Annotated in this window: 21 protein-coding genes; 14 read left to right on the top strand and 7 right to left on the bottom strand. The window is 46.8% G+C overall.

Translation table 11 applies throughout. The features are described from left to right. Nucleotides 1–15: 15 nt before the first annotated feature. The 9 genes from ileS (at nt 16) to HCJ96_RS02830 (ending at nt 11,551) form a co-directional block, all read left to right on the top strand. Nucleotides 16–2,838 carry an isoleucine--tRNA ligase gene (gene ileS, locus HCJ96_RS02870; protein ID WP_169209544.1) on the top strand — a complete coding sequence of 941 codons (2,823 nt, stop codon included), beginning with the start codon at nt 16–18 and terminating at the stop codon, nt 2,836–2,838. Beyond that, a complete protein-coding gene (gene lspA, locus HCJ96_RS02865) occupies nt 2,831–3,364 on the top strand; it encodes a signal peptidase II (protein WP_169209543.1) in 534 nt (177 codons plus the stop codon). Before ileS ends, lspA begins: the two co-directional genes overlap by 8 nt. Then, nucleotides 3,357–3,818: an FKBP-type peptidyl-prolyl cis-trans isomerase gene (gene fkpB, locus HCJ96_RS02860; protein WP_169209542.1), complete on the top strand. Its 462-nt coding sequence runs from the start codon at nt 3,357–3,359 to the stop codon at nt 3,816–3,818. Before lspA ends, fkpB begins: the two co-directional genes overlap by 8 nt. 11 nt (nt 3,819–3,829) lie before the next feature. Further along, nucleotides 3,830–4,774, top strand: coding sequence for a 4-hydroxy-3-methylbut-2-enyl diphosphate reductase (ispH, locus tag HCJ96_RS02855; protein ID WP_169209541.1), 945 nt, complete (start codon nt 3,830–3,832; stop codon nt 4,772–4,774). Between the two features lie 206 nt (nt 4,775–4,980). Then, nucleotides 4,981–5,595, top strand: coding sequence for a type IV pilus modification PilV family protein (locus HCJ96_RS02850; RefSeq protein ID WP_169209540.1), 615 nt, complete (start codon nt 4,981–4,983; stop codon nt 5,593–5,595). Then, nucleotides 5,592–6,434: a PilW family protein gene (locus tag HCJ96_RS02845; RefSeq protein ID WP_169209539.1), complete on the top strand. Its 843-nt coding sequence runs from the start codon at nt 5,592–5,594 to the stop codon at nt 6,432–6,434. The genes HCJ96_RS02850 and HCJ96_RS02845 overlap by 4 nt, the downstream gene beginning before the upstream one ends. Beyond that, nucleotides 6,431–6,994 (top strand): PilX N-terminal domain-containing pilus assembly protein, encoded by a 564-nt coding sequence (locus tag HCJ96_RS02840; RefSeq protein WP_169209538.1) that lies wholly within the window; start codon nt 6,431–6,433, stop codon nt 6,992–6,994. The genes HCJ96_RS02845 and HCJ96_RS02840 overlap by 4 nt, the downstream gene beginning before the upstream one ends. Nucleotides 6,995–7,006: 12 nt before the next feature. Continuing rightward, nucleotides 7,007–11,077 (top strand): PilC/PilY family type IV pilus protein, encoded by a 4,071-nt coding sequence (locus HCJ96_RS02835; RefSeq protein ID WP_169209537.1) that lies wholly within the window; start codon nt 7,007–7,009, stop codon nt 11,075–11,077. Nucleotides 11,078–11,080: 3 nt separating this feature from the next. Next, nucleotides 11,081–11,551: a type IV pilin protein gene (locus HCJ96_RS02830; RefSeq protein WP_169209536.1), complete on the top strand. Its 471-nt coding sequence runs from the start codon at nt 11,081–11,083 to the stop codon at nt 11,549–11,551. Nucleotides 11,552–11,557: 6 nt separating this feature from the next. Here HCJ96_RS02830 and HCJ96_RS02825 read toward each other — a convergent pair whose 3' ends face one another. From HCJ96_RS02825 to HCJ96_RS02810, 4 genes are read right to left on the bottom strand one after another with little or no spacing between them, the layout of a single operon-like run. Then, entirely contained in the window at nt 11,558–11,968 is a 411-nt protein-coding gene (locus HCJ96_RS02825; RefSeq protein WP_169209535.1) for a type IV pilus modification PilV family protein, read from the bottom strand. Nucleotide 11,969: 1 nt separating this feature from the next. After that, the gene (locus HCJ96_RS02820; protein WP_169209534.1) at nt 11,970–13,046 is read right to left on the bottom strand and encodes a hypothetical protein; all 1,077 of its coding nucleotides are present in this window, start codon (nt 13,044–13,046) and stop codon (nt 11,970–11,972) included. Then, on the bottom strand, nt 13,039–13,641 hold the full coding sequence (locus HCJ96_RS02815) for a prepilin-type N-terminal cleavage/methylation domain-containing protein (RefSeq protein ID WP_169209533.1): 603 nt from the start codon (nt 13,639–13,641) through the stop codon (nt 13,039–13,041). Before HCJ96_RS02815 ends, HCJ96_RS02820 begins: the two co-directional genes overlap by 8 nt. After that, nucleotides 13,635–14,147 carry a GspH/FimT family pseudopilin gene (locus HCJ96_RS02810; protein ID WP_169209532.1) on the bottom strand — a complete coding sequence of 171 codons (513 nt, stop codon included), beginning with the start codon at nt 14,145–14,147 and terminating at the stop codon, nt 13,635–13,637. The genes HCJ96_RS02815 and HCJ96_RS02810 overlap by 7 nt, the downstream gene beginning before the upstream one ends. Before the next feature lie 113 nt (nt 14,148–14,260). On the opposite strand from HCJ96_RS02810, the gene HCJ96_RS16260 reads away from it, so the two are divergent. Next, complete coding sequence (locus tag HCJ96_RS16260) at nt 14,261–14,632, top strand: type IV pilin protein (protein WP_169209531.1); 372 nt, start codon at nt 14,261–14,263, stop codon at nt 14,630–14,632. Here the strand turns inward: HCJ96_RS16260 and HCJ96_RS02800 are convergent. Then, nucleotides 14,629–15,174, bottom strand: coding sequence for a GspH/FimT family pseudopilin (locus HCJ96_RS02800; RefSeq protein ID WP_169209530.1), 546 nt, complete (start codon nt 15,172–15,174; stop codon nt 14,629–14,631). The two genes, HCJ96_RS16260 and HCJ96_RS02800, sit on opposite strands and share 4 nt — an antisense overlap. 227 nt (nt 15,175–15,401) lie before the next feature. On the opposite strand from HCJ96_RS02800, the gene nadE reads away from it, so the two are divergent. The 4 genes from nadE to HCJ96_RS02780 all read left to right on the top strand — a co-directional run bounded on the left by nadE (nt 15,402) and on the right by HCJ96_RS02780 (nt 21,464). Next, complete coding sequence (gene nadE, locus HCJ96_RS02795; RefSeq protein WP_169209907.1) at nt 15,402–16,235, top strand: ammonia-dependent NAD(+) synthetase; 834 nt, start codon at nt 15,402–15,404, stop codon at nt 16,233–16,235. Between the two features lie 6 nt (nt 16,236–16,241). Continuing rightward, nucleotides 16,242–16,580 carry a P-II family nitrogen regulator gene (locus HCJ96_RS02790; protein ID WP_169209529.1) on the top strand — a complete coding sequence of 113 codons (339 nt, stop codon included), beginning with the start codon at nt 16,242–16,244 and terminating at the stop codon, nt 16,578–16,580. Nucleotides 16,581–17,007: 427 nt separating this feature from the next. Then, a complete protein-coding gene (locus HCJ96_RS02785) occupies nt 17,008–19,962 on the top strand; it encodes a TonB-dependent receptor (protein ID WP_211162672.1) in 2,955 nt (984 codons plus the stop codon). A gap of 53 nt (nt 19,963–20,015) precedes the next feature. Beyond that, a complete protein-coding gene (locus HCJ96_RS02780) occupies nt 20,016–21,464 on the top strand; it encodes a tetratricopeptide repeat-containing sulfotransferase family protein (protein ID WP_169209528.1) in 1,449 nt (482 codons plus the stop codon). Nucleotides 21,465–21,545: 81 nt separating this feature from the next. Here HCJ96_RS02780 and HCJ96_RS02775 read toward each other — a convergent pair whose 3' ends face one another. Then, the gene (locus HCJ96_RS02775) at nt 21,546–22,031 is read right to left on the bottom strand and encodes an FKBP-type peptidyl-prolyl cis-trans isomerase (RefSeq protein WP_169209527.1); all 486 of its coding nucleotides are present in this window, start codon (nt 22,029–22,031) and stop codon (nt 21,546–21,548) included. Between the two features lie 51 nt (nt 22,032–22,082). Continuing rightward, nucleotides 22,083–23,090, bottom strand: a complete 1,008-nt coding sequence (gene ygfZ, locus HCJ96_RS02770) for a CAF17-like 4Fe-4S cluster assembly/insertion protein YgfZ (RefSeq protein ID WP_169209526.1) — start codon at nt 23,088–23,090, stop codon at nt 22,083–22,085. Nucleotides 23,091–23,200: the final 110 nt, after the last annotated feature.

Raw genomic sequence — 23,200 nt, 5'->3', positions numbered from 1 at the left:
GGAAAGAAAATCTTTATGAGTGATTACAAAGCAACACTTAATTTACCTGAAACGCCGTTTCCAATGCGTGGAAATCTGGCGCAACGCGAACCTAAAATGATTGAGCAGTGGCAGCAAAAAAAATTGTATAACGCCATTCGTGAAGCTAAAGCAGGTAAAAAACCCTTTATTTTGCACGATGGCCCTCCCTACGCGAATGGCGATATCCATATCGGTCATGCTGTAAACAAAATTCTTAAAGATATTATTGTTAAATCAAAAACCTTGTCTGATTTTGACGCGCCTTATGTACCTGGTTGGGATTGTCACGGATTGCCCATCGAACTGGTGGTTGAAAAGAAAGTAGGTAAGCCTGGCAATAAGGTAACCGCGGCGGAATTTCGTCAAAAATGTCGTGACTACGCGCAAAAGCAAATCGATGGCCAGATGGCAGATTTTAAACGACTGGGTGTGTTTGGTGATTGGGATAATCCATACAAGACCATGGATTTTAAATCTGAGGCAGACATCATTCGTGCGTTAGGTAAAATTGTCGGCTCAGGCCACCTTGAAAAAGGCTTCAAGCCAGTGCATTGGTGCACAGATTGCGGCTCTGCATTAGCCGAAGCTGAAGTGGAATATAAAGATAAAACCTCTCCAGCAATTGACGTTAAATTTCCCGTGGCTGATGTTGAAGCCATTGCCGCTGCTTTTGGGGTGACCACCAAACAACTGGAAAAACACAATGCAAGTGTGGTGATTTGGACCACCACCCCATGGACGTTACCGGCCAACCGCGCTATCAGTCTGCATCCTGAATTAACCTATTCATTGGTGGAGCTGGTCGACTCTGGAGAGTGGGTGGTGTTGGCACATGAACTGATGGAAAGTTCAGTGCAACGCTACGGTGTCAGTGATTTTAAAGAAATTGCCAGCTGTGTAGGTTCAGCTCTGGAAAACTGTAGAGTCCATCATCCTTTTGCAGGTATCGAAGTCCCATTAATTTTAGGTGATCACGTTACCACCGAATCTGGTACTGGCTGTGTTCATACTGCGCCTGCTCACGGGGTGGATGACTTTAATGTGTGTAAAAGCTATGACATTGAAGTGTATAACCCGGTGGGTAATAACGGCGTATTTTTAGACAACACGCCGCTGTTTGGTGGCCAGTTCGTGTTTAAAGCCAATAAAGCCATTATTGAGACGCTGGCCGAGCGCGGATTATTGTTACTTAATATTAACTACGAACACAGTTACCCGCATTGCTGGCGTCACAAAACGCCAATTATTTTCCGAGCGACGCCGCAATGGTTTATCAGCATGGACAAACAAGGTCTGCGCTATCAGTCACTTGAGCAGATAAAACGTACGGAGTGGATCCCGGAATGGGGACAAAACCGCATCGAGAAAATGGTTGAAGGGCGTCCCGACTGGTGTATTTCACGTCAACGGACCTGGGGCGTCCCTATTCCATTGTTTGTACATAAACAGACCGGTGAACTGCATCCGCAATCCAGCGACATTATTGAAAAGGTCGCTGTTGAGGTAGAGCAAAAAGGGATCCAGGCGTGGTGGGATATGGATGACCAAATCCTGCTTGGTGATGAGGTCGATGCTTACGAAAAGGTACTGGATACCCTGGATGTGTGGTTTGACTCAGGTGTGACACATTATTTTGTGGTTGACCGTCGTGATGATTTGCCGGCCAGTGCTGATTTATATCTCGAAGGCTCAGACCAGCACCGAGGCTGGTTTATGTCATCGTTAATGACCTCAACCGCAATGCATGGGCATGCCCCGTACAAAGAAGTGCTGACGCATGGATTCACCGTAGATGCACATGGCAAGAAAATGTCTAAGTCGTTGGGTAACGTCGTTGCTCCGCAGCAGGTAACCGATAAATTGGGCGCTGACATTTTACGTTTGTGGGTGGCATCAACAGACTACCGTGGCGAAATTGCAGTATCGGACGAGATCCTCAAACGCGCGGCCGACTCGTATCGCCGTTTGCGCAATACCGCGCGTTTCTTATTGGCTAATCTGAATGGTTTTGAACCTTCACAACATGCGGTTGCTGCTAACGAGATGGTAGCGCTGGATCGTTGGATAGTTCAGCGCGCACAGGCGCTGCAACAAGAAATTGTTGATGCCTATGAGCGTTATGATCTGTTAGTTGTGACGCAAAAGCTCATGCACTTCTGTTCGATTGAGCTAGGTAGCTTCTATCTGGATGTCATCAAAGACCGTCAGTACACCGCAAAACAAGACAGTGTTGCCCGACGTTCCTGTCAAACGGCCTTGTACCACATTGCTGAAGCGCTGGTCAGATGGTTGGCTCCGATAACCAGTTTTACCGCACAGGAAATCTGGCAGGAAATGCCAGGTGAACGAGAAGAATTTGTGTTCACCCATACCTGGTATCAGGGGCTAGACGCATTTAGTGGTGAGACTAAGTTAAACGACGATTACTGGCATCAAATTCTTAAGGTAAAAGATGCAGTAAATCAGGCCATGGAGCAGGCGCGTAAAGAAGGGCGCTTAGGTGGCTCGCTGGAAGCGGAAATTCACCTGTATGCCAATGACGGGTTAAAGGAAAAGCTACTGCAGTTGGAAGACGAGTTGCGCTTTGTCCTCATCACATCGAAAGCACACGTATTCAGTGAAAATGAAAAAACACCCGCTGCGGTACAAACCGAGGTGGAAGGGTTAGCCGTTGAAGTACGTAAAGCGGGTGGCAGCAAGTGTTCGCGCTGCTGGCATGTGCGAGAAGACGTTACTACACATGAAGCGCATCCCGATTTATGTGGCCGGTGTATTACCAACGTAGATGGCGAAGGAGAGCAACGCCATTATGCTTAAAAGTATCACCCAGAGCGGTCTGCGATTTTTATGGATCAGCATGATTGTGCTGATTCTGGATCAGTGGACTAAAATTGCGGTTAGGGATTCAATGAACCTGTATCAGTCAATTCAGGTATTGCCATTCTTCAATTTAACGTACGTACATAATTATGGCGCGGCGTTTTCGTTTTTAAGTGACGCGGGTGGTTGGCAGCGTTGGTTCTTTACGGGGATTGCGGTGGTGGTCAGTATTGTGATCTTCTGGTGGCTAAAGCAGTCGCCAAAATCGCAAAAATTGTTGCCCGTCGCCTTCTCATTCATTTTAGGTGGCGCGGTCGGTAACGTGTACGACCGTATTGCTTATGGCTACGTAATCGACTTTCTTGATTTTTACGCGGGTCAATGGCATTGGCCGGCATTTAATATTGCAGACAGTGCTATCTTTATTGGCGCTGGGCTATTAATTATCGATATGTTTATTAATAAAGACACGCAGGAACAAAAGCCTGCGGACACTGCGACAAACGGAGTAAAAAATGACTGAAGCAAACCTGAAAGTTGAAGAAAATTGCCAGGTCATTATGCACTTTGACTTAAAACTGGAAGACGGCTCGGCTGCTGACAGCACCCGCGTCAACAACAAGCCAGCAAAGCTGGTGTTGGGTGACGGCAGTTTAACACCAAACTTTGAAGCTTGCCTGAAAGGTATGAGTAAGGGCGAACGCAAATCGTTTACCCTGACCGCAAACGATGCGTTTGGTCAGCCCAATCCGGATAATGTCCATCATATGGATCGTTCCCGCTTTAGCAGCGATATGAAGCTGGAGGAGGGGATGATCATGGCGTTTGCGCAGCCTGATGGTTCAGAAGTCCCCGGTATCATTCGCAGTCTGGCGGGGGACTCAGTTACGGTTGATTTTAATCACCCGCTTGCCGGACAAACAGTGATATTTGATGTGGAAATTATTGATATAATTCCACTGGCAACACAACAGTAAGGTCAATCAGTATGCAAATTCATTTAGCCAACCCCCGTGGGTTTTGTGCCGGAGTAGACCGTGCTATTACAATTGTTGAACGTGCGCTGGAAATGTTTAAACCCCCCATCTACGTTCGCCATGAAGTGGTACATAACCGCTTTGTTGTGGATGGCTTAAAAGCCCGCGGTGCAGTGTTCGTGGATGAGCTGAATGAAGTTCCCGATGACAGTATTGTGATTTTCTCTGCGCATGGTGTGTCACAGGCCGTCAGAAATGAAGCGGCTAATCGGGGCCTGAAAGTGTTCGATGCAACCTGTCCTCTGGTGACAAAGGTGCATATGGAAGTGACCCGCGCGAGTAAAACCGGAACTGAATGTATTCTGATAGGGCATGCCGGACATCCAGAAGTTGAAGGCACCATGGGCCAGTATAATAGTGACGCGGGTGGCATTTACCTGGTGGAATCGATTGAAGACGTGGGCCGACTAACGGTAAAGAATCCGGAAAAACTCTATTATTGCAGTCAAACCACCTTATCGGTGGATGACACCGCCGATGTTATTGATGCCTTACGCGAGCGCTTTCCTGCCATACAGGGGCCGCGTAAAGATGACATCTGTTATGCTACTCAAAATCGCCAGGATGCGGTGAGAGAACTCGCGCAGGATTGCGAAGTTCTATTGGTGGTCGGGGCACAGAACAGCTCCAACTCTAATCGTTTGCGCGAACTGGCCGAAAAAGTAGGTGCACAGGCGTACCTGATTGCCGATAAGAATTGCATTCAGCGTGAGTGGCTTGAAAATGTGCAACACGTTGGGGTAACAGCAGGCGCTTCTGCCCCAGAGGTGTTGGTAAAAGGGGTAGTGGACCATCTGCTAAGCTGGGGAGCAACCAAGGCGACTGAGCGCTCGGGACGCGAAGAAAATGTCGAATTCGCGGTGCCCAAAGAATTGCGTATTCGCCAGGTCAGCTAAGCTAAGAGTATCATCAGCGCCAGCATTTTTAACGCGCATTTTTTGTAACAGACACTTCCAATCCCTACTCAGGTGAAAAGACATTATGGTGGATTGGGCGTGTGTCGCGAATTGAAATCAATACACACCCTTACCTGTTGATACTTTATAAAACCTGATCCTGATATAGGATTAGCATGTGTTAATAGTCTATTAGGTGAGTGCGAATGACACAAAGTGTCAGACAGTCAGGCGTAGGTTTAATCGAGATCCTTATCACGTTGGTGATACTGGCTATTGGTTTGCTGGGTGTCGCTTCACTGCAGTTTGTGGGCTCATTTGCCAACAAAGATGCCATCAGTCGTACACAATCTGAATTAGTCGCCCAACAAGTCGCCGAACGCTTGCGCGCAGCCACGCGTGCCGCCACGGTGGGAGATGGGCTGGTCGTACATAACGATTATTTTTCCGCTGACACTTATAATTTTGCCACCCTAAGTTGTACTGGTGGCAGCCATCCCTACAAATGTTTTTGCCTGTCTCGCCCTGCCGATGTACCCAATTGTGAAGACGGTGAATGCAACGAATCTCAAATGGCTGAATATGATGGCTGGGCGTTGTCGTGCTCAGCAGTCCAGACCAATCCACAGACATTATTATCCGTCTCCTGCATGGATAACAAAGCGGGTGACGCTGATGTCTGCAGTGCCGGCTCGCGTGTGCAAATTATGCTGCAATGGCCAGTGAGTAGCAGTGCCAATAGACAGTATACCCTGAATGACCGTTGTAACCCTGCTGACGGAGATAGTTTCGCCTGTGTATTTAAGGATATTACCTTATGAAGCAGCGTGGTTTTTCATTAGTTGAGTTGATGATTTCGCTGGTACTTGGACTGGTTATCTCTGGTGCAATTATTCAGTCACTGGTTAGTAGCAAAGTCACCAATTCATTAAATGACGCTATTGCGCAGGTACAGGAATCAGGTCGGTTCATCATGCAGCGACTGTCCCGAGAGCTGATCCAGGCCGGAAGATACGATCAGGTTTCTGCCAGAGTCGATAACAGTACCGATTTAGTTGTTGAGGCTGGCTGGATCCAGAATCGACCGGTCGCGCTGGCAGGTGACTACGTCAACAATGCGACATTGGGCGCATCTCAAGGCATTTCTGGCGCACACGATGAACTTGTTATCAATCTTCTCGGCAGCATGGATTGCACGGGAAGCCGACACGGCTATGCCGCGGACGACGAATTTCACGTGGTAAATCACTATTTCATTTCCAATAGTCAGTTGAAATGTACCGGCTATGATGGGCGTGTGTTACGAGGACTAAAGGTTGCTACCACCACACCGGTTTCAGTTGTGTTGTTAGATAATATTGAAAGTTTTCAGGTCCAGTATGGAGTTAGTGCTCAAAGCACCGTTTCTGAAGGGCAGGCGGTCCGGTACGTTACTGCTGACGAGCTGGCGGCATTGCGCCTGAACAACCAGCACGTCATTGCTATTCGGCTGGGGTTATTACTAAAAAGTGACCGTGGGCAGGTGCAGCAGACCATCGCACCTGAATACGCAGTATTAAATGAAACTGCGGTGACGGTAGATAAAAGCCATTATTTTCAAGTGTTTTCGAAAACACTGACATTAAGAAACATGAAGAACTTTGTGAGGAACGCGCAATGAAGCAACAGGGTGTCGTTCTGGTTTTTGCATTATTAGTTTTACTATCCCTCACCATATTAGGTGTGAGTGCAGTATCCAGCAGTTTGTCGCAATCCAAAATGGCGATGTCCATGCAACAAACCGGGATGGCATTTGACGCGGCCGAAGCTGCCATTGCCGGCGTATTTTTTGAATCGGAAGATGAAGTCTTGTTGGCAGACGAGACCTTGCTCGATCCGCTTTCGGAGGCACGCCAGGGGAACTCCTTTGATCCCGAGGTGGATGCCCTAAGCTGTTTTAACCAGACCGATTGGATCAACCGCAGAATGACGACAAATGGCCTCAACACGGGAACTCGTCATGTTGCCGAAGGTAATTATCAGGATCAGCCGGCTACACAAAGCTGGTCGCGCACCGCGTTTGTGCGAGAGCAGGCTTGTCGTGGTTCAAGCAATGTAATTGGCGGCAGTAATATTAACTGTCACGTATTTATTATCCGGGGCTGTGGCAGAGTCGCTGAAAAAGCCACAGTGGTCGCTAACTCGTTAGCAGCCGCTGTGTTAGCCCCGGCATCGCAGTAATTGGAGAGAGTGATGAAGCACTTAACCCGTATCATACTTTCCGTCTCGCTTTGGGGATGTATTGGCTGGTCCGCCGTTGCGGATGACCTGGACATCTATCTGGGCACCTCATCTTCCGCGGTTACCTACAATCCCAATGTACTGTTCATTATGGATACCTCCGGCAGTATGGGTAGTATGGATAATGGAAATGAGTCACGCATGTTGCGCGTGCAAAATGCGCTGAAAGAGGCATTAGGCACAGCGACAAATATCAATGCGGGGTTAATGCGTTTTTCAGATTACGGTGGGCCGGTACTATTTCCGGTAAGAAGTATTGATGAAGCAGTCAGCCCCGAGATTATCACCTCCACTGCCAACGGCAACGATGATGCGCATGAGATTAATGGCTCCGTCTCGCTTTCATCAAGTAATATCAAGTTAAGTGATGGAACCCGTGAAGTGCTTGCTGGCATGCGCTTTACCAACTTAAATATCCCTCAAGGTGCAACAATCACCAGTGCTTATATCCGCTTTACCTCAGGCGGCTTGAACTTTCCCGCTACGCGCCTTGCCATTCGGGGTGAACTCACCGGCGATAGCGCAGCCTTTAGCAATGCCTCGAACAATCTGTCATCGCGAAACAAGACCGCTAATGAAATCGTGTGGGACTCTGACAATGTGTTTCCATTAAGTGAAGAGATCATTACTACCCCTGATCTGGGCAGCGTAGTGCAGGAAGTAGTGGATCAAGGGGCATGGTGTGGTGGTCAGGCAATGAGTATTCTGATCACCGGCAATAGCTCCGACAGTGGTAGTAGCCGTAAGGTGAAATCCTATGATCAGGGGGAGGGTGGTTCACCGCAGCTGGTGGTGACCTACGACGAGACCACTGCTACCGGATGTATTGCCGGAGAATCGGTTTACCAGGTTGAAACCACCAAAGACAACGTGGAAGAAAAATCAAATGGTCATGATTCCACCGGGACAGAGTTGACGTTTAATGCGGAATATAATGACTACATCGGCATTCGCTTTAACAATATCAATATCCCACAGGGCGCTGAAATATTACAGGCCTATCTTGAGTTTACCGCCTATGACACGGACTGGAGATACAGCGCTTCGATGCAAATCCGCGGTGTGGCGCAGGATAACGTCGCCGATTTTCACCCTCACCAACGTTACATGGTAAGAAACTTACCTAAGACTACCGGTATCTCATGGGCGGTTCCTGCCTTTTTCCGTAACTACGATTATCAAACCCCGGAACTGATGACCATCGTCCAGCAAATTGTGGACCGCGGTGGCTGGACACCCGGAAACGCAATGGCGTTTGTATTGAGTGATTTCTCCGGTGTACGAGGTGCCTATACCTACAAGGGGCGACCTTCTGGCGCGCCGCGATTGGTTATTCGTTATAAAGGTAATGCAACGCCTGGCGCGTCAGCAACTGTGCGCGATCATCTTATCAGTAAAGTTGATGAGCTGAATGCCAATGGTCTTACACCAATTGTGGATACGCTGTACGAAGCGGCACTTTACTATGGTGGCAGGGATGTGGATTACGGTCTTACACGTGGTCAGTCGGATGTGAGCAGCTCGGTAAGAAGAAGTACACGGGTCAGCCATAGGGCCTCCTACATCGGCGGCGACCCAGTGCGGGCTGCGGGGTGTCTGGAAAGTAATTTAAGCGATAACGCGTGTATCACTGAATACATTCCCGCCGGCGCGACCTACGTCTCTCCGGTAACTGATTTACAATGTCAGACAAACAACCACATTGTACTTCTGTCAGATGGGGAGGCGAATAACAATCACAGTGTTGCTAAGATCCAATCTCTACTTGCTAATAATTGCACCGGCGAAGGCGGTGAAGAATGCGGCCTGGATTTAGTGAAGAATTTGAGTAAAGCGGAAACGTCGGCAATAGATAAGCGAATTATCACGCACACTATTGGTTTTGCTGCCAATACTACAGCGAATAATTTCCTGAACCAGCTTGCGGTTCAAAGTGGTGGCGGGTTTTACAAAGCCGATGACAGCGCCGAACTGCTTACAGCGTTTCAGACCATTTTACGCTCAGTGAAAGACGTAAACGCCACTTTCGTTTCACCGGGTGTCGCAGTGAACCAGTTAAACCGCTTAACACACCGCGATGAATTGTACTTCGCGTTATTTAAACCGTCAGAAGGAACGATTTGGCCCGGTAATTTGAAAAAATATAAAATTGACGGTGATCGCATTCTGGATAAAAACGGACTGGACGCGGTTGACAGCGTGACCGGCTTTTTCGCAGATGGCTCTCACAGCTACTGGTCGGTGCTGGAAGATGGTAATGACGTGCGAGAAGGCGGTGCTGCCAGCTTGTTAAACAGTGCGCGCAAAATGTATTTCTTTACCGGCGCCGGCTCAATTGCCAGTTCGGCAAATGCTGTGCACGAATCCAACAACGCGATCACCACCGATGATCTGGCTATTTCTGCAGAAGCAAATGCCGATGAATTACGCGAGACTGTTTTAAAATGGACGCGCGGTGTCGACGTACGTGATATCGATGGAGATGGCGATACCACCGATGTGCGTTTACAAATGGGCGATCCGATTCATTCCCAGCCGGTCATTGTCAACTATGGTACCAATGACTCCGCTATATTTGTTGCCACCAACCACGGTTTCCTGCATTCATTTGATGCCTATACCGGCGAAGAAAACTTCTCGGTGATCCCTAAAGAGTTGATGGGTAACTTAAACGATTTTTATAAGGATAATTCCAGTTTTAACCATATTTATGGCCTGGACGGCGATATGGTGTTACGCACAGTAGGAGATAAAACCTATTTATACCTTGGTATGCGCCGTGGAGGCCGTAATTACTATGTTTTCGATGTGTCCAGCAAGCTATCGCCGAAGTTGGTATTCAGTGTAAAAGGAGGCACCACCGGACTGGAAAAGTTAGGTCAAACCTGGTCCCGACCCACTATTACCAAAGTACGCATAGGCAGCACGGTAAAAAATGTGATGATTATCGGTGGTGGCTATGACGATGAACAGGATAGTAAGCCGGTTCGTGCATCAGATAACCTGGGTAATGCACTGTATATTTTAGACGCAGATACCGGCGCTGTGTTGTGGGAGGCGAGTAATGCCGACGCAGACCTCAATCTGACAGATATGCAATACAGTGTTCCAGGTCGAATTTCGGTTATTGACCGGGATAACGATGGCTTCGCTGATCATATGTATATGGCAGATATGGGAGGACAGCTGTTCAGGTTTGACATCTACAATGGCGAATCGGGCAGTGACTTTATCAAAGGCGCTAAAATTGCTGATTTTGGTGGTTCTGACGAAGATAATAACCGTCATTTCTATTATGGTGCTGATGTCACCGAAGTTGCCCTGGCCGATGAACACTATTATGGTGTAGCGATTGGCAGTGGCTGGCGCGCTTCACCATTAGATACAGTGGTTGATGACCGCTTCTACCTGCTCAAAGACAAGGGCGTATTTCAGCGTGATGAAAACGGCTTATACGTGTTTGAAACCGGTGTAACCGAATCATCGCTATACGATGCCACTGACCATGCGCTTAGCAGCAGCGACGCGGCGGAAAGAGAGTTGGCCGCCAATTTGTTTGCGTCTAAATCGGGGTGGTACATTCGACTTACAACCCAAGGTGAAAAAGTGCTTTCTTCGCCGTTAATCATTGATTATAAAGTATTCTTTACTACTTACGTGCCAGCGAGCAGCAGTGAAAGTGCCTGCGCCCCACCGACAGGAAATAGCCGTGCGTATCTGGTCAATATGTTTAATGGCAATGCGGTCGATGATTTGAATCAAAACAATAATCTGGATGCCAAAGATCGATATGCGCAACTTAAACAAACCGGAATTGCGCCTGAAACGAAAATCCTCATTGAAGAGATTGTAAAACCAGTCGTCTGTCTGGGAACAGAATGCGTTTCGGCCGTTATCAGTGAAGACGAAGATGGCAATCAGGAAGAGTGTCTATCTGACTTTGCCTGCCTGGCGCGCAACATTTACGGAAAATTTGAACGTATTCAACGTGGTAGCTGGAAAACGGAAACAGAGAGAGAATAATTCATGGGTCAAAAACTAACATCCACGCAGGCTGGCTTTACCTTAATTGAGTTGATGATTGTGGTCGCAATTGTAGGCATCATTACTGCAATTGCCTATCCCTCATATCAATCTGTGATGACCGGCAGCTACCGGGGCGCGGCACAAGCTGATCTAATGTCGCTAGCAGCAGCAATGGAGCGTCATCACAGTGGCACCTTCAGCTATGAGGCCGCTGCCAGTGGTGGTGCAAATACGGGAGCACCAGCGATTTTTGCCACCCATTCCCCGGCCAGCGAACCCGTATCTAACAAACGCTACACGCTATCCATCGAACAAGCTAACAGCTTGGCGTTTCAACTTAAAGCGACTCCGGTAACGGGTTCTGCGGTGGCTGGGGATGGCGCGCTATTTTACTTCAGTGACGGTCGCAAAGCCTGGGATAAAGATAATAATGGCGCAGTGGCTGACGCTGAATATTGCTGGTCCTGTTAGTAGAACTTAATCCGGTTTATGGGCTAAATTTATCGTAAAGATTGAGTGAACCGGTAACGGCGAAGCAGCAAGCGTGGTAAGTGTAACGGTGTGCTTGATTACAAAATCTTTACCTTCCTGACGGCTGGTAACAGTAATCTCGGTCAATTTGCTCTGTTTGCTGGTAAACGCCTTTGAATATTCAGATGGCTTTTTTTCCAGGGTTGTAGCGACCATTGGCCACGATTTAAAGTGCGATGACTGAATCAATGCGTTTGTCATTTCGCTTTGGGCCTGAGAACGAACCTGACTGATTACGCTTAATTGTTGTACTGACGTGGTAAGGTTTGCCATCAACGACAATATTCCCAGTGCAGACACCGAAATTACTGCGCTGGTGATGGACAATTCAACATAATTAAAGCCTGCCTCACGCATATCAAAAGTCTCTCCATGAGCCAGGAATGCGGTGTAGTTGCTGTAACTTCGCAATGCCCTGCAGTGCAGTAAGTAATGACGGGTTATAACTTACTCGAATCGAGGACTGGCTGCTGACCGCACAGTTGGTCATAAGGGCCCCATCGATAAACGCGCTGGAATGCATGATGATGTCGTAAGAAATTGCCGAATCAAGGCATAGTCCAACATACAGCCCATGAAACACCACGTCAGAGCCCAACTTCAGGGTGTTATTTTTTGCAATCACCAATACGGGGTTGGTAACCGTGCCTACCTCCGAAAGCGCTGCAACTGTGCAGTCAGTGCTGACCACAAACAATCCACTGCTACCTTCATTAAGCGCATGGCAATTCTCAATCAGTGTTGCGCTATAATTTTCGATTAAACCTAATGATGCCGTCTCGACGCCAAATAGAAAACGGATTAAATCGGAGGGAAACTGTGTATCTGCAATGAAAAAATCGTTACCCGGGTGTGCGCTTGATGAAAGTGGCCATAACTGGCATTCGCCCTGAATGAAGTCGTCCCAGATACAACTAACCTGTTGGTTGGTTTCAGTCGAAACTGACTTAGCACTCCACAGACTAAAGAATTTGCCAGAAGCGACTAACGGCTCCGGTAATGCCAGTTCAATCTTAGCGTCGCGGGGAAGAAAGGTAGAAATAGAAAGTGGGCTCGAAGGAATATTTAACAGGAGCGGTGATTTAATAACGGACTCAACAATGGTCCGTTCGCTGTTGTGCATCCTGGCCTGACCTTCAAGACTCAACAGCGGTAGCGACATGTCATTAATTTCCACACGTTGTTCACCGATCACGCGCTGACCGTCCGCCACGATCGCAATCGTATTTTCAGTATTTAATAACGCAGCGCGTAACCGATTCAAGCGGTTGTGCGCAAGATCTTCGGTTTTATCCGCAAAAAGCGACACTGTTTTTATCGCATATGCGCTAAGTAGCATTTTATTGCACAGCAGCAGTGCCGTTATGACTAACGAAAGCAACAGCGTCACTGGGCCTAATAATGTCATTCCTTTTTGGTTTAATTGCTTATCCATTTTCTACCTTAAATATCAGCTTTCTTTCGTGCAGAAGCTGCGAAAATTGTGTGTGATGGGCTTTTATGTGTATGTATAAAAAGCGACTTCCCGCAGGGGATATGTATTGAGATAGGGCAAAGTCAGTGACCTTAACGCTTCGAGGATCGGTCAGGTCATGCCAACCGCCTTGTTCGCAAGTGGCACCGTCTCGTCTCACTTCTAGTGCCTTATCATGTAATTTGAATCCGTACCGCTCATCTGGAATACCCGTGTCCAGGATCCCGTTTCTATTTTTGTCGTAACTGAATAAAATACAATCGGCAATACCTTCTACGCCAGTTTCGCGCAGGGTAATAGCAGGGAGAAAAGGTGAGCGCTGCCTTGATAAAAACAGCTCCACGGCATGCTCGTTGTAACCTGCTCGACGAATTTCATTCGTGAGAATTTCTTCAATCAGACTGAGTTCGTTTTCAACTTCCAAACTGGCGCTAAGGTGTCGTTGGCTGGTGAGCAATTGTGATGTCAGCGTTATTACCCCCGCGAACAAAGCGACGCTCATTGCCATGGTTATAAGTAATTCAATCAAACTAAATCCGTGTGCAGGTTTCAGCATTGCGGAAGTCCTATGGACGTGCTGTTGTCAGCACATAGTCTGACCCTACCCAAGTTGTTGATAACCACTTTGCCAACCCCAATGTTACTGGTAAAGGTCAGTGTCGTGGCGGAACCATACGCAGTTCCGTAGCCTCCCGCAAACATGACTTTCGCGATCGCCTGCTTACGCGTATCGGCGAGTTTGATACCCGTATGAGTGCCGCTTACCTGCATGGGTCTGTCGTTAAGCGAACAGGACGCAACCTGGTGACAATCACACATCGCCTCTTTAGTTGCACCGATGCACCAGTTATCACTGGCTTCCACCACAACTGTTACGGTGTTTTTATTTAAAATCGCCAGCTGCCTGGCTTCGTTAAACAAGCGGTGGGCGTTAAGCAGAATTTGTTGCAGATGTTGTCGTTGCTGAAAGTCAGTGAAAGAGGGCATACCAGCGGTCAAGAGTATACTGATAATACTCACCACAACCATAACCTGCACCAATGTGTAACCCTGCTTTTCCATTGCTAAAACTGTCCTGATCGCTAGCTGTTTGTCGGCATAACTTTATGTAGAGTCAGCGCATTCTACATTTAATCGACGCAAAATTTAGCTGTACGAAAGAAAGGAAAATAGCAGTGAAAGGTAATAGACATAAAGGCTACACGTTGCTTGAATCTGCCGTTGTATTAGCGTTAACGGCTATCGTGGCAGGGCTGGCAGCACCCACCTATCAGGCTTACTATGAACGACAAAAAGTTAAACAAGCACAGCTTCAGTTAATGGAGCTACAACTTCTACAAGAGCGCTTCAGGCTGGCCAATGGAGTCTATGCCAGTGCAGATGAATTGCAATACCCTGAATTGGATGATTTTGACGTGTTCATTGAGGATGTCAGCCTGTTTACCTATACGCTACGAGCTGAAGCGAAACAGGGAACAGAGGTGGAATGTGCCAGCATGAGTGTGAATCACGCCTTCTTGCGAGCGCCAGCAGAATGCTGGGACTAAGTGCAGGAAAGTGCACCACCACTGTTGTTTTCTTTTACACCGTCGTTGTCGCTATCCTGGGCGGTGGTTACCCGTCCGTATAGGGTTACAATTAGCGCTGATGCCAGACTGACTTCACCATCATTAGGACAGATGGTCACTGTTGCATTCAAATCTGTACCCCCGTTAGCTGAAAATAGCACGGCACCGGTGGCACCACTGATCTTATTTGACGAGCTTAAGGGATCTGCACTGACAATAAGGGTTTCCTCGTCTTCCCGCTGCCCGTTATTGTTGCTATCAATAAAAACCATTTTGGCCAGAGCCCAACTGGAAGAGCAAGAAGAGTAATTTGAGGTAGGGCAAAAAGTGACGTCAGTTTGTTCGTCAACCGCGGTAAAGCGGGCGTGTTTAATCGCTGCACTCAAATTGTTGATGTCAGCTACGATGCGATTTTGCACCAAAATGGTTTGCACATTGGGTGCGACAACTGTGATCAAAATGGCCATAATCGCCAGTGCGATCATCATTTCTACCAGAGTTAGCCCCTTTTGACGTTGCATAACTTGTTTGTTCTCCCCTTGCTGGCTATTGATAATCGTAAACGATCTACTGAAAGTATGGGTATAATTATTTCCTACATAGAGTAAGAGAGCATAACCATGTTCGAAAGGTATGATATGGTCAGTAAATTGCAGGTATGCCTATCAAGCTATCGAAAGAGACTTGCAGGATCAACCAGTCAGTTAAACCTACAACATATTGATTTAAGAAATTGAGTTACATGATGATGCATAAAGACGCGGTTATTAAGGAGATGCGGGTACAGCCCGTCATCGATGTCAAATTTGAAGTGGCCCGCAGGGTCAAGTTCATCAAGGAGCAGTTGAAAACGTCTGGTTTACACGCTTTGGTGTTGGGTATAAGTGGTGGAATCGACTCATGTCTGCTCGGGCGGTTGGCACAACTGGCGGTAGAAGAGTTAAATGATGAGCACGGCGGAATGTATCAGTTTATTGCTGTGCGCCTCCCCTATGATGTGCAGGCTGATGAAGATGACGCAATGGCCTCCATCGACTTTATCAAGCCTGCCAGAACCGTTAAGGTGAACGTGCAACCCGGGGCTGATGCTATTCATACTGAAACGGTCTCTGCTTTAGGTGAGCAAGACCTGTTACCTGCAGCAGAATCGAAGAAAGACTTTGTGAAAGGTAACGTCAAGGCGCGCACTCGAATGATAATTCAATATGAGATCGCAGGAATGGTTGATGGCTTAGTGCTGGGAACTGATCATTCGGCAGAAAATATAACCGGATTTTACACCAAGTATGGGGATGGGGCGTGTGATTTGGCGCCATTGTTTGGCTTGAACAAGCGTCAGGTACGCGCAATCGCTACCTACTTAGGCGCGCCTGAAAAGGTGGTTTACAAAGCGCCTACCGCGGATCTTGAGACCCTGGCACCGCAAAAGACCGATGAAGATGCATTAGGGTTAAGTTATGACCAAATAGATGACTTTCTTGAGGGAAAAGAGGTCTCACAAGAGGTAGTTGAAAAACTGCTTTACCTATATCAGCGTACTCAACATAAACGCATTCCAATTCCTACGATTTACGACGAGTAGAGCAACATGAAAAAAGTAGAAGCTATAATCAAACCGTTCAAAATGGACGATGTTCGCGAAGCATTAGGCGAAGTCGGTATCGCTGGCATGACAGTGACTGAAGTCAAAGGTTTCGGCCGCCAAAAAGGTCATACTGAGCTTTATCGTGGCGCTGAATATCAGGTGGATTTTTTACCCAAAATCAAGATAGAAATGGTGTTACCAGATGATCTGGTGGAGCAGGCAGTAGAAGCCATTGAACAATCGGCAAAGACCGGCAAAATTGGTGATGGCAAAATTTTCGTTTATAACTTAGACAGTGCAATTCGCATTCGTACAGGGGAGCAAAACGAAGAAGCAATTTAATTTTTTGAGGCCTCGTTGTTTAAGAATTAGCGAGGCCTTTGTATATATTTTGAGCCATTTATACATTCACTTCTTTTTTATTTTCACCACTTATAGCCTCAAAAATGCAGTTTAAAAAAAACACAAAAATTTAATTTTTCACTTTAATTCGTTTTATTTTTATACACACTTATAACCATTAGACTATAGTCTAATAAGATTGTATAACTCAAAGAAATATCACTGGTTTTAATTAAGCTCATCATCTTATTTTATATGTCGTTTTAATATCAATTTGTTGACACTTATTGATCTAAACTTTGCTTGCTTAAAATTTAATCCTGTGATTTAGTTGGCACGGGATTTAATCCTGTAAACATGTAAACTTTAAAAATAAAAGAGGTGACTCTGCACAGGGATCACTCTCATTTAAACCCAGGGATTTTGAATGATAAACTATAGAAAAAAGCTCACCGCTTTAGCTGTAGCTGCATCACTTGGTGTGGCATTGCCAGCATTTGCGCAAGAGTCAAAGGGTGTCATCGTTGGTACCTCAGTTGCTTCATCTTCTGGCCAGGCTCTGTCTGGTGTCGAAGTAACCATTAAAAACTTAGAAACAGGCTTAACCCGTACCGTTACTACGGGATCTGATGGAAGTTACACATTTCCATTGCTTCCGCCTGGAAATTACAGCCTTGAAGCTAAAAAAGATGGCTATGCCGTAGTTCAGGAAAAACAATTTAGTGTTCGTCCAACCGGCAGAACAAGCTTAGATCTTGCACTGGAAGAAGGTGCGGTTGAGCGTATTTCCGTGACCGGCGCAAGAATGTCTGCGATAGATGTTTCTTCAAGTGAGTCACAAATTTACGTTGACCAGGATTTCATCGCTAAAGTTCCGGTACCGCGTGATGTCGCGTCAATTGCATTACTTGCTCCTGGTACGGTAGCCGGTGACTCTGATTTCGGTAACCTGGCTTCCTTCGGTGGCGCATCGGTGGGTGAAAACGTCTACTACGTAAACGGTATCAACGTCACTAACTTCAGAAACGGTTTAGGTGGCTCAGAACTTCCCTTTGAAATGTATGAGTCGTTTGAAGTGAAGACGGGCGGTTACTCAGCTGAATTTGGTCGCTCCACCGGTGGTGTGGTTAACGCACGCACGAAAAGCGGTAGCAACGAATTCAAATGGGGCGCAAGCGCCTACTTTGAACCTTCATCACTAAGAGCGAAAAGCCCAGATGTATTCCGCACTTCACAAGCAGATATTGATGAAGCAGGCACAGAATACTATCAGGTCTTCAAACGTGACGAGCGTGGTGAAACCAACGTTAACGTGTGGGCAAGTGGCGCCTTTATCGAAGACAAACTGTTTTTCTTCGGTATTGTTAACCAAAAACAAAGACAGCGTGATTATGCTGAAACAGCAACTTTTTATGATCGTGAAGGTGATGATACGTTGCTTGGTACCAAAATTGACTGGTACATCACAGACAATCACATTCTTGAATTGACTGCATGGGACAATACGGAAGAACTGGAATCAGAGAAGTTCCTGTACAGCCCTGACGAAGACAATGTGGGTGCTTCTTTGGGTAATTATACCCTGGAAAGAGGCGGCAGCACTTTCGGTCTGCAATATACCGGTATTGTTACTGACGATGTTACTGTGAGTGCACAATACTCGGTCAATAAAGCGAGCTACAGCAATCTGAACGAAGGTGCTAACCCATTAGGCGATCGTCCTGTAGTGTATGATCGCTTTACTGGCGTAGAATTTGGTGCGTTTGGTCTATTCACTCCGAGTATTCAGGAAGATAAGCGTACCGCGTTACGTTTTGACGTTGAATGGTATGTCAATGCTGATCACACGTTAACGTTTGGTATTGATGATGAAGATCTTGAAGCCAGCGAAAATACCCAACGAGCAGGCGGAGTAGCTTATCGCTATGAGAACTGTGGGGATAACCTGGATCAGCCTGATAATGCAGACTGTTTAGTTCGTGAAGAGTTTTATATCAACCAGGGTGATTTTGAAACGCAAAGTAGTGCTTACTACATTGAAGATACCTGGACTGTTACAGATACCATCACCGCACGTATTGGTTTACGAAATGAAACCTTCGAAAACTACAACAAAGCGGGCGAGAAATTTGTTGATGTATCAGATCAGTGGGCACCCCGTTTAGGTCTTAGCTGGGATGTTTTTGGTGATGGAGACAGCAAAGTATTTGCAAACTACGGTCGTTACTTCTTACCCGTAGCGACCAATACCAATATCCGTCTTGCCGGTGATGAGCTTTATACTCGTCAGGTTTATGAGGTGACTGATATCAACGCTGACTTCACACCAGTGTTGGGTGAAAAAGTAGGTGGTCTGACTGTTTTTAGTGATGGCACGCTGAAAAATACCGCAGAAACAGTAAATGCGGATCTGGATCCAATGTACCAGGATGAATTTATCCTCGGTTATCAACAGGTGCTTAATGATTCCTGGAGCTTCGGTGTAAAAGCGACATATCGCGACCTCGGTAGCTCTCTGGAAGATATCGCAATTGATAAAGGCTTCAATGACTTTATCGAAAGTGAGTTCGAAGGTCAGTCCTGTACGCTATGTAGTGGCTTCCATTACTACGTGTTGACTAACCCGGGTAACGACGTCACCATCTCGACCGATCCTGATGGCGATGGTCCGGTACCGTTTGATACTTACACCATTCCTGCCGATTTGCTCGGTTATCCTGAAGCAGAGCGTCAATATGCGGCGGTCGATTTCACTGTGGACCGTGCGTGGGATGATGTGTGGCAGATGAGCTTTACCTATACGTGGAGCCATAGCTGGGGTAACAACGAAGGTTTCGTACGTTCAGATAATGACCAGGACGATTCAGGTTTGACAACGAACTTCGACCAACCCGGATTGACGGATGGTGGTTACGGTGACCTGCCAAACGATAGACGCCACGCAGTTAAGTTAACTGGTGCTTATCAGGTGTTCGAGAATTTCACTCTAGGTACCAACTTCCAGTGGTATTCCGGTCGTCCTAAAAACTCGTTCGGTTTCCACCCAACGGACGTGTTCGCTTCTTACTATGAAGCAGAATCTTTCGTTAAGGATGGTCAACTTGTTTCACGGGGTTCTGAAGGCCGTACCAACAACATCTGGTCGCTTGACTTAAGTGCGAAATACCTGATTGAAATGGACAGTGCAGACTTAACTTTCCGTGCTGACGTGTTCAACGTATTTAACAATGACAAGGCAACGCAGGAAAACGAAGTTAACGAACGTTTCGCAGGATTCGGCGATATGGGTCAATATGTTGGTGTATCAGATCCAGAATATGGGCTGGCAACTTCATTCCAAACGCCTAGATTCGTGCGTTTCAGTGTTGAAGTTACATTCTAATCGTAAACTGAAGAACAAAGGCCCGGCTTGACCGGGTCTTTTTTTGAGTGATTATGCATCCAATCTTACAAAATTTAGTCTCAAGTGCTAAACGCTTTGATCGACTGGCGGTGGAACAAGGGATAGAACAGCTGTTTACCGAACAAATTCAGCTTAACGAAAACTGGTATGGCGTGGCCAGGTTGGCCATTGTCGTTGCGTCGTTTAGAACGGCACTACGTTGTTTGAACAGTGTCCCGGTTAATTCTGACCTGAAACTTCAGTTAAATACGGTGACTGCTTTGATTACCTGCGGTGCGCTGGATGAGGCACAGGAGAGATTGCGGATAATAGACCCACGATTTGAAGGGAATTGCCGCCTTAAACATCTCAAAGGGACGCTCTGTGCGCAGATGGGTAATAAAGAAGAAGCTGTGATGCTGCTACGACAGGTCGTTGAGAACGAGCCAGAGCACGGCGAAAGCTGGTTAACGCTTTCGGCAATGCATTCGTTCGCAAACGATGAAACGTTCGCTTCTAAATTACGTGAAGCAGAGAGAGTAATCAGCGCTAAGGCAACCATTGATGCGAAGGCCAGCTATTTTTCTGCCGTGGGTAAGTACTACTGGGATAAGCAAAATTACGTTCAGGCTCTGGCGTCATATTCTCGATGTGCTGAATTGAAAAAGACGACGGCATCAGCAAAGGATCCCTATGTGCATCAGGCCAAGTCGTTAGTTAATGACATCAAGGCGATAAAGCGAGTGCTTGAAGCAGTACCAGCTGCGCCTGAAGATACAGTAACGCGACCCACTCCTGTTTTTATTGTCGGTCTCCCGCGTTCTGGAACCACGCTGTTGGAACAAATTTTAGCGGTGAATACCAATGTTAAGCCCCTTGGTGAAGTGAATGCGTTGGAGATGGCAATCAAACCATTTTTACAGGGCCGGCTCATCTCTAACGCGCAAGATGTTTCGCACATTCTTGCCGAGCAAGTCAGCACTCAGGTTAGAAACGAGTATTTTAGAATAGTCAGTGAACGTAATGGCAACAAACCTTATTTTACTGATAAGAGTTTGAGCAACGGTCGCTATTTACCACTAATTCAGAAGATCTTTCCTGAAGCTGAAGTGATCTGGATCAAGCGAAATGAAATTGATACTGCGTGGTCGATTTTTAGAACCTATTTCAGCCAGGGGCTGGGGTGGTCATGGTCGCCTGACAGCATTAAGCAGATGATTGAAAATGAAGAAACGCTGATTCGCAGCTGGCTGGAAAATTCGCCCGCAGAACTGGGGGTAATCAGCTACGAAGAGATGGTGTCTAAACCAGAGGCCGTATTGCCAGATTTGTTCTCCCGGCTTGGGCTAGTGTATGACGAAAATCATCTTAAATTCCATGCGTCAACTCATTTTGTTGACACAGCAAGTGTTAATCAGGTTCGGCAATCACTTAATGATGAGGGTATTGGTGCATCCGCAAATGTCCCGGAATTTACAAACGCCTATCAGCGGTTAGCGTAATGTAAGACATGAAAAATGTGTGTGGCCGGAATTAACGTCGGATAAATGATGGGCTGCTCTAAGCGCGCAGCCCCCCATTGTCTAATGCGAATGGCCGCAGCCATCTTCGCCATGGGCGTGTCCATGCGCTTTTTCTTCTTCAGTCGCTTCGCGAATCTTGACCACTTCCACGTCAAAATTAAGTGGCACATCGGCGAGTGGATGATTACCGTCTACTACAGCGTAATCATCACCTTTTTCTACAATCATGACAGACTGCTCGCCTTGCTCGGTGGTGGCGCGAAAAGACATACCCACTTCAACGTCAACGCCTTCAAACATATTAAGTGGTACTTTCTGCACTAATTGTTCAGAACGCTTACCGTAGCCTTTTTCTGGCTCGATGTGGACATTGAATTTATCGCCTTCGTTTTTTCCCATCAGGGCTTCTTCAAGCCCTTCAATTAAAAAGCGCTGGCCCAATAATACGGTTAACGGGTTTTTATCCTTGGACGAGTCCAGTACCGTGCCATCATCAGATGAAACCTGATAGTGAAGGGTGACTACGTTTCCAGAGGCTATTGTCATAATATTTCCTGTCGTTTAAAAATGTAAGATTAAAAGATAAAGAGTCACTGATCAGCGTTTAACCATCTTATCGCTGTCATCTGTGATAGGGTAAGGTAACGCTTGTGGTGAAAACGTAATGTTTGCGTTGGCATTCAACCTGAACTTAGCTGTGTGTTCAGTATCATTTGCGACAACGGCAAGCAGCCATGTTTCGTCAGGCAATGCAGCGCTGCGCACGACAACGCCACCTTTGCGCCAGTTCTCACCTAATTGTAACTCAATGGGGTCAGCAGGATTAACTTTGTGACTGCCATCAAGTTTGAAAATCATGGCAGCACGCTTGTTTTTACCCAGATAACGGGTGCGGGCAATGACTTCCTGACCCATATAGCAGCCCTTTTTAAAGTCAATGGCATCCAACGCCTGCAGGTTAATCATCTGAGGTACAAACTGACTTATGTTTTCCTCTGTAACCCAGGGGATGCCATGTTGAACTGCTAACGCGTCATAAACCGCAGGCGGATAGCAGGCGAGTTTACTTTCGTTCGCAAACTGCATCCATTGTTCTCGACCCGCTTCAGTTAAACTGAAATGCAGCAGATCGGAAAACCTGGCAACACGCATGACCATGCCCAACTCATTTTCTATCACCTGTCCTTCTTCAGTGGGAACCAGACCAAAGTGTGTCGCTGTAAACGCATTGACTGACTCGCCGCGGGCGGCAAACTGAGTAAATGACTGGCTGACGTCTTCAATCGCAACTTTAGAAAAAACACCGTATTTTTTTAACTCGGTCAGGCTGGCAGCCAACGCTGATGCAGCCAGACTCAGCATTACCCGCTCACCATAACGAGTTACATGCATGACGGACCAGGTTTTTCCCTTAGCGTCGCAATGTGCACTGAAACGGCCTTTTCCTGCTGAAAACTGTTTGAGATCGATAGTTAACTGGCTGTGCAAGAAATCGTTTCGTTGCTCACCGCTGACGCTGATCATCCCAAGCTGCGTGAGCTCAATACTGAATTCATCAGCTAACTCATCTAATGAGGCAAGTTGAGTTAGATCACATTGGGTCATGAATAATCCTGCAAAAACAAACGTAGTGAAATAATGGGGTGGATAACGCATTTAGCAAGGGAAAAGCGATAAAAAGTATTAAAGGACAGTCAACAGGTCTGACACTGCAT

Origin of the sequence: Alteromonas ponticola (assembly GCF_012911815.1) — a bacterium.
Taxonomy (GTDB): domain Bacteria; phylum Pseudomonadota; class Gammaproteobacteria; order Enterobacterales; family Alteromonadaceae; genus Alteromonas; species Alteromonas ponticola.
This window is presented reverse-complemented; position numbering and strand designations above follow the sequence as displayed.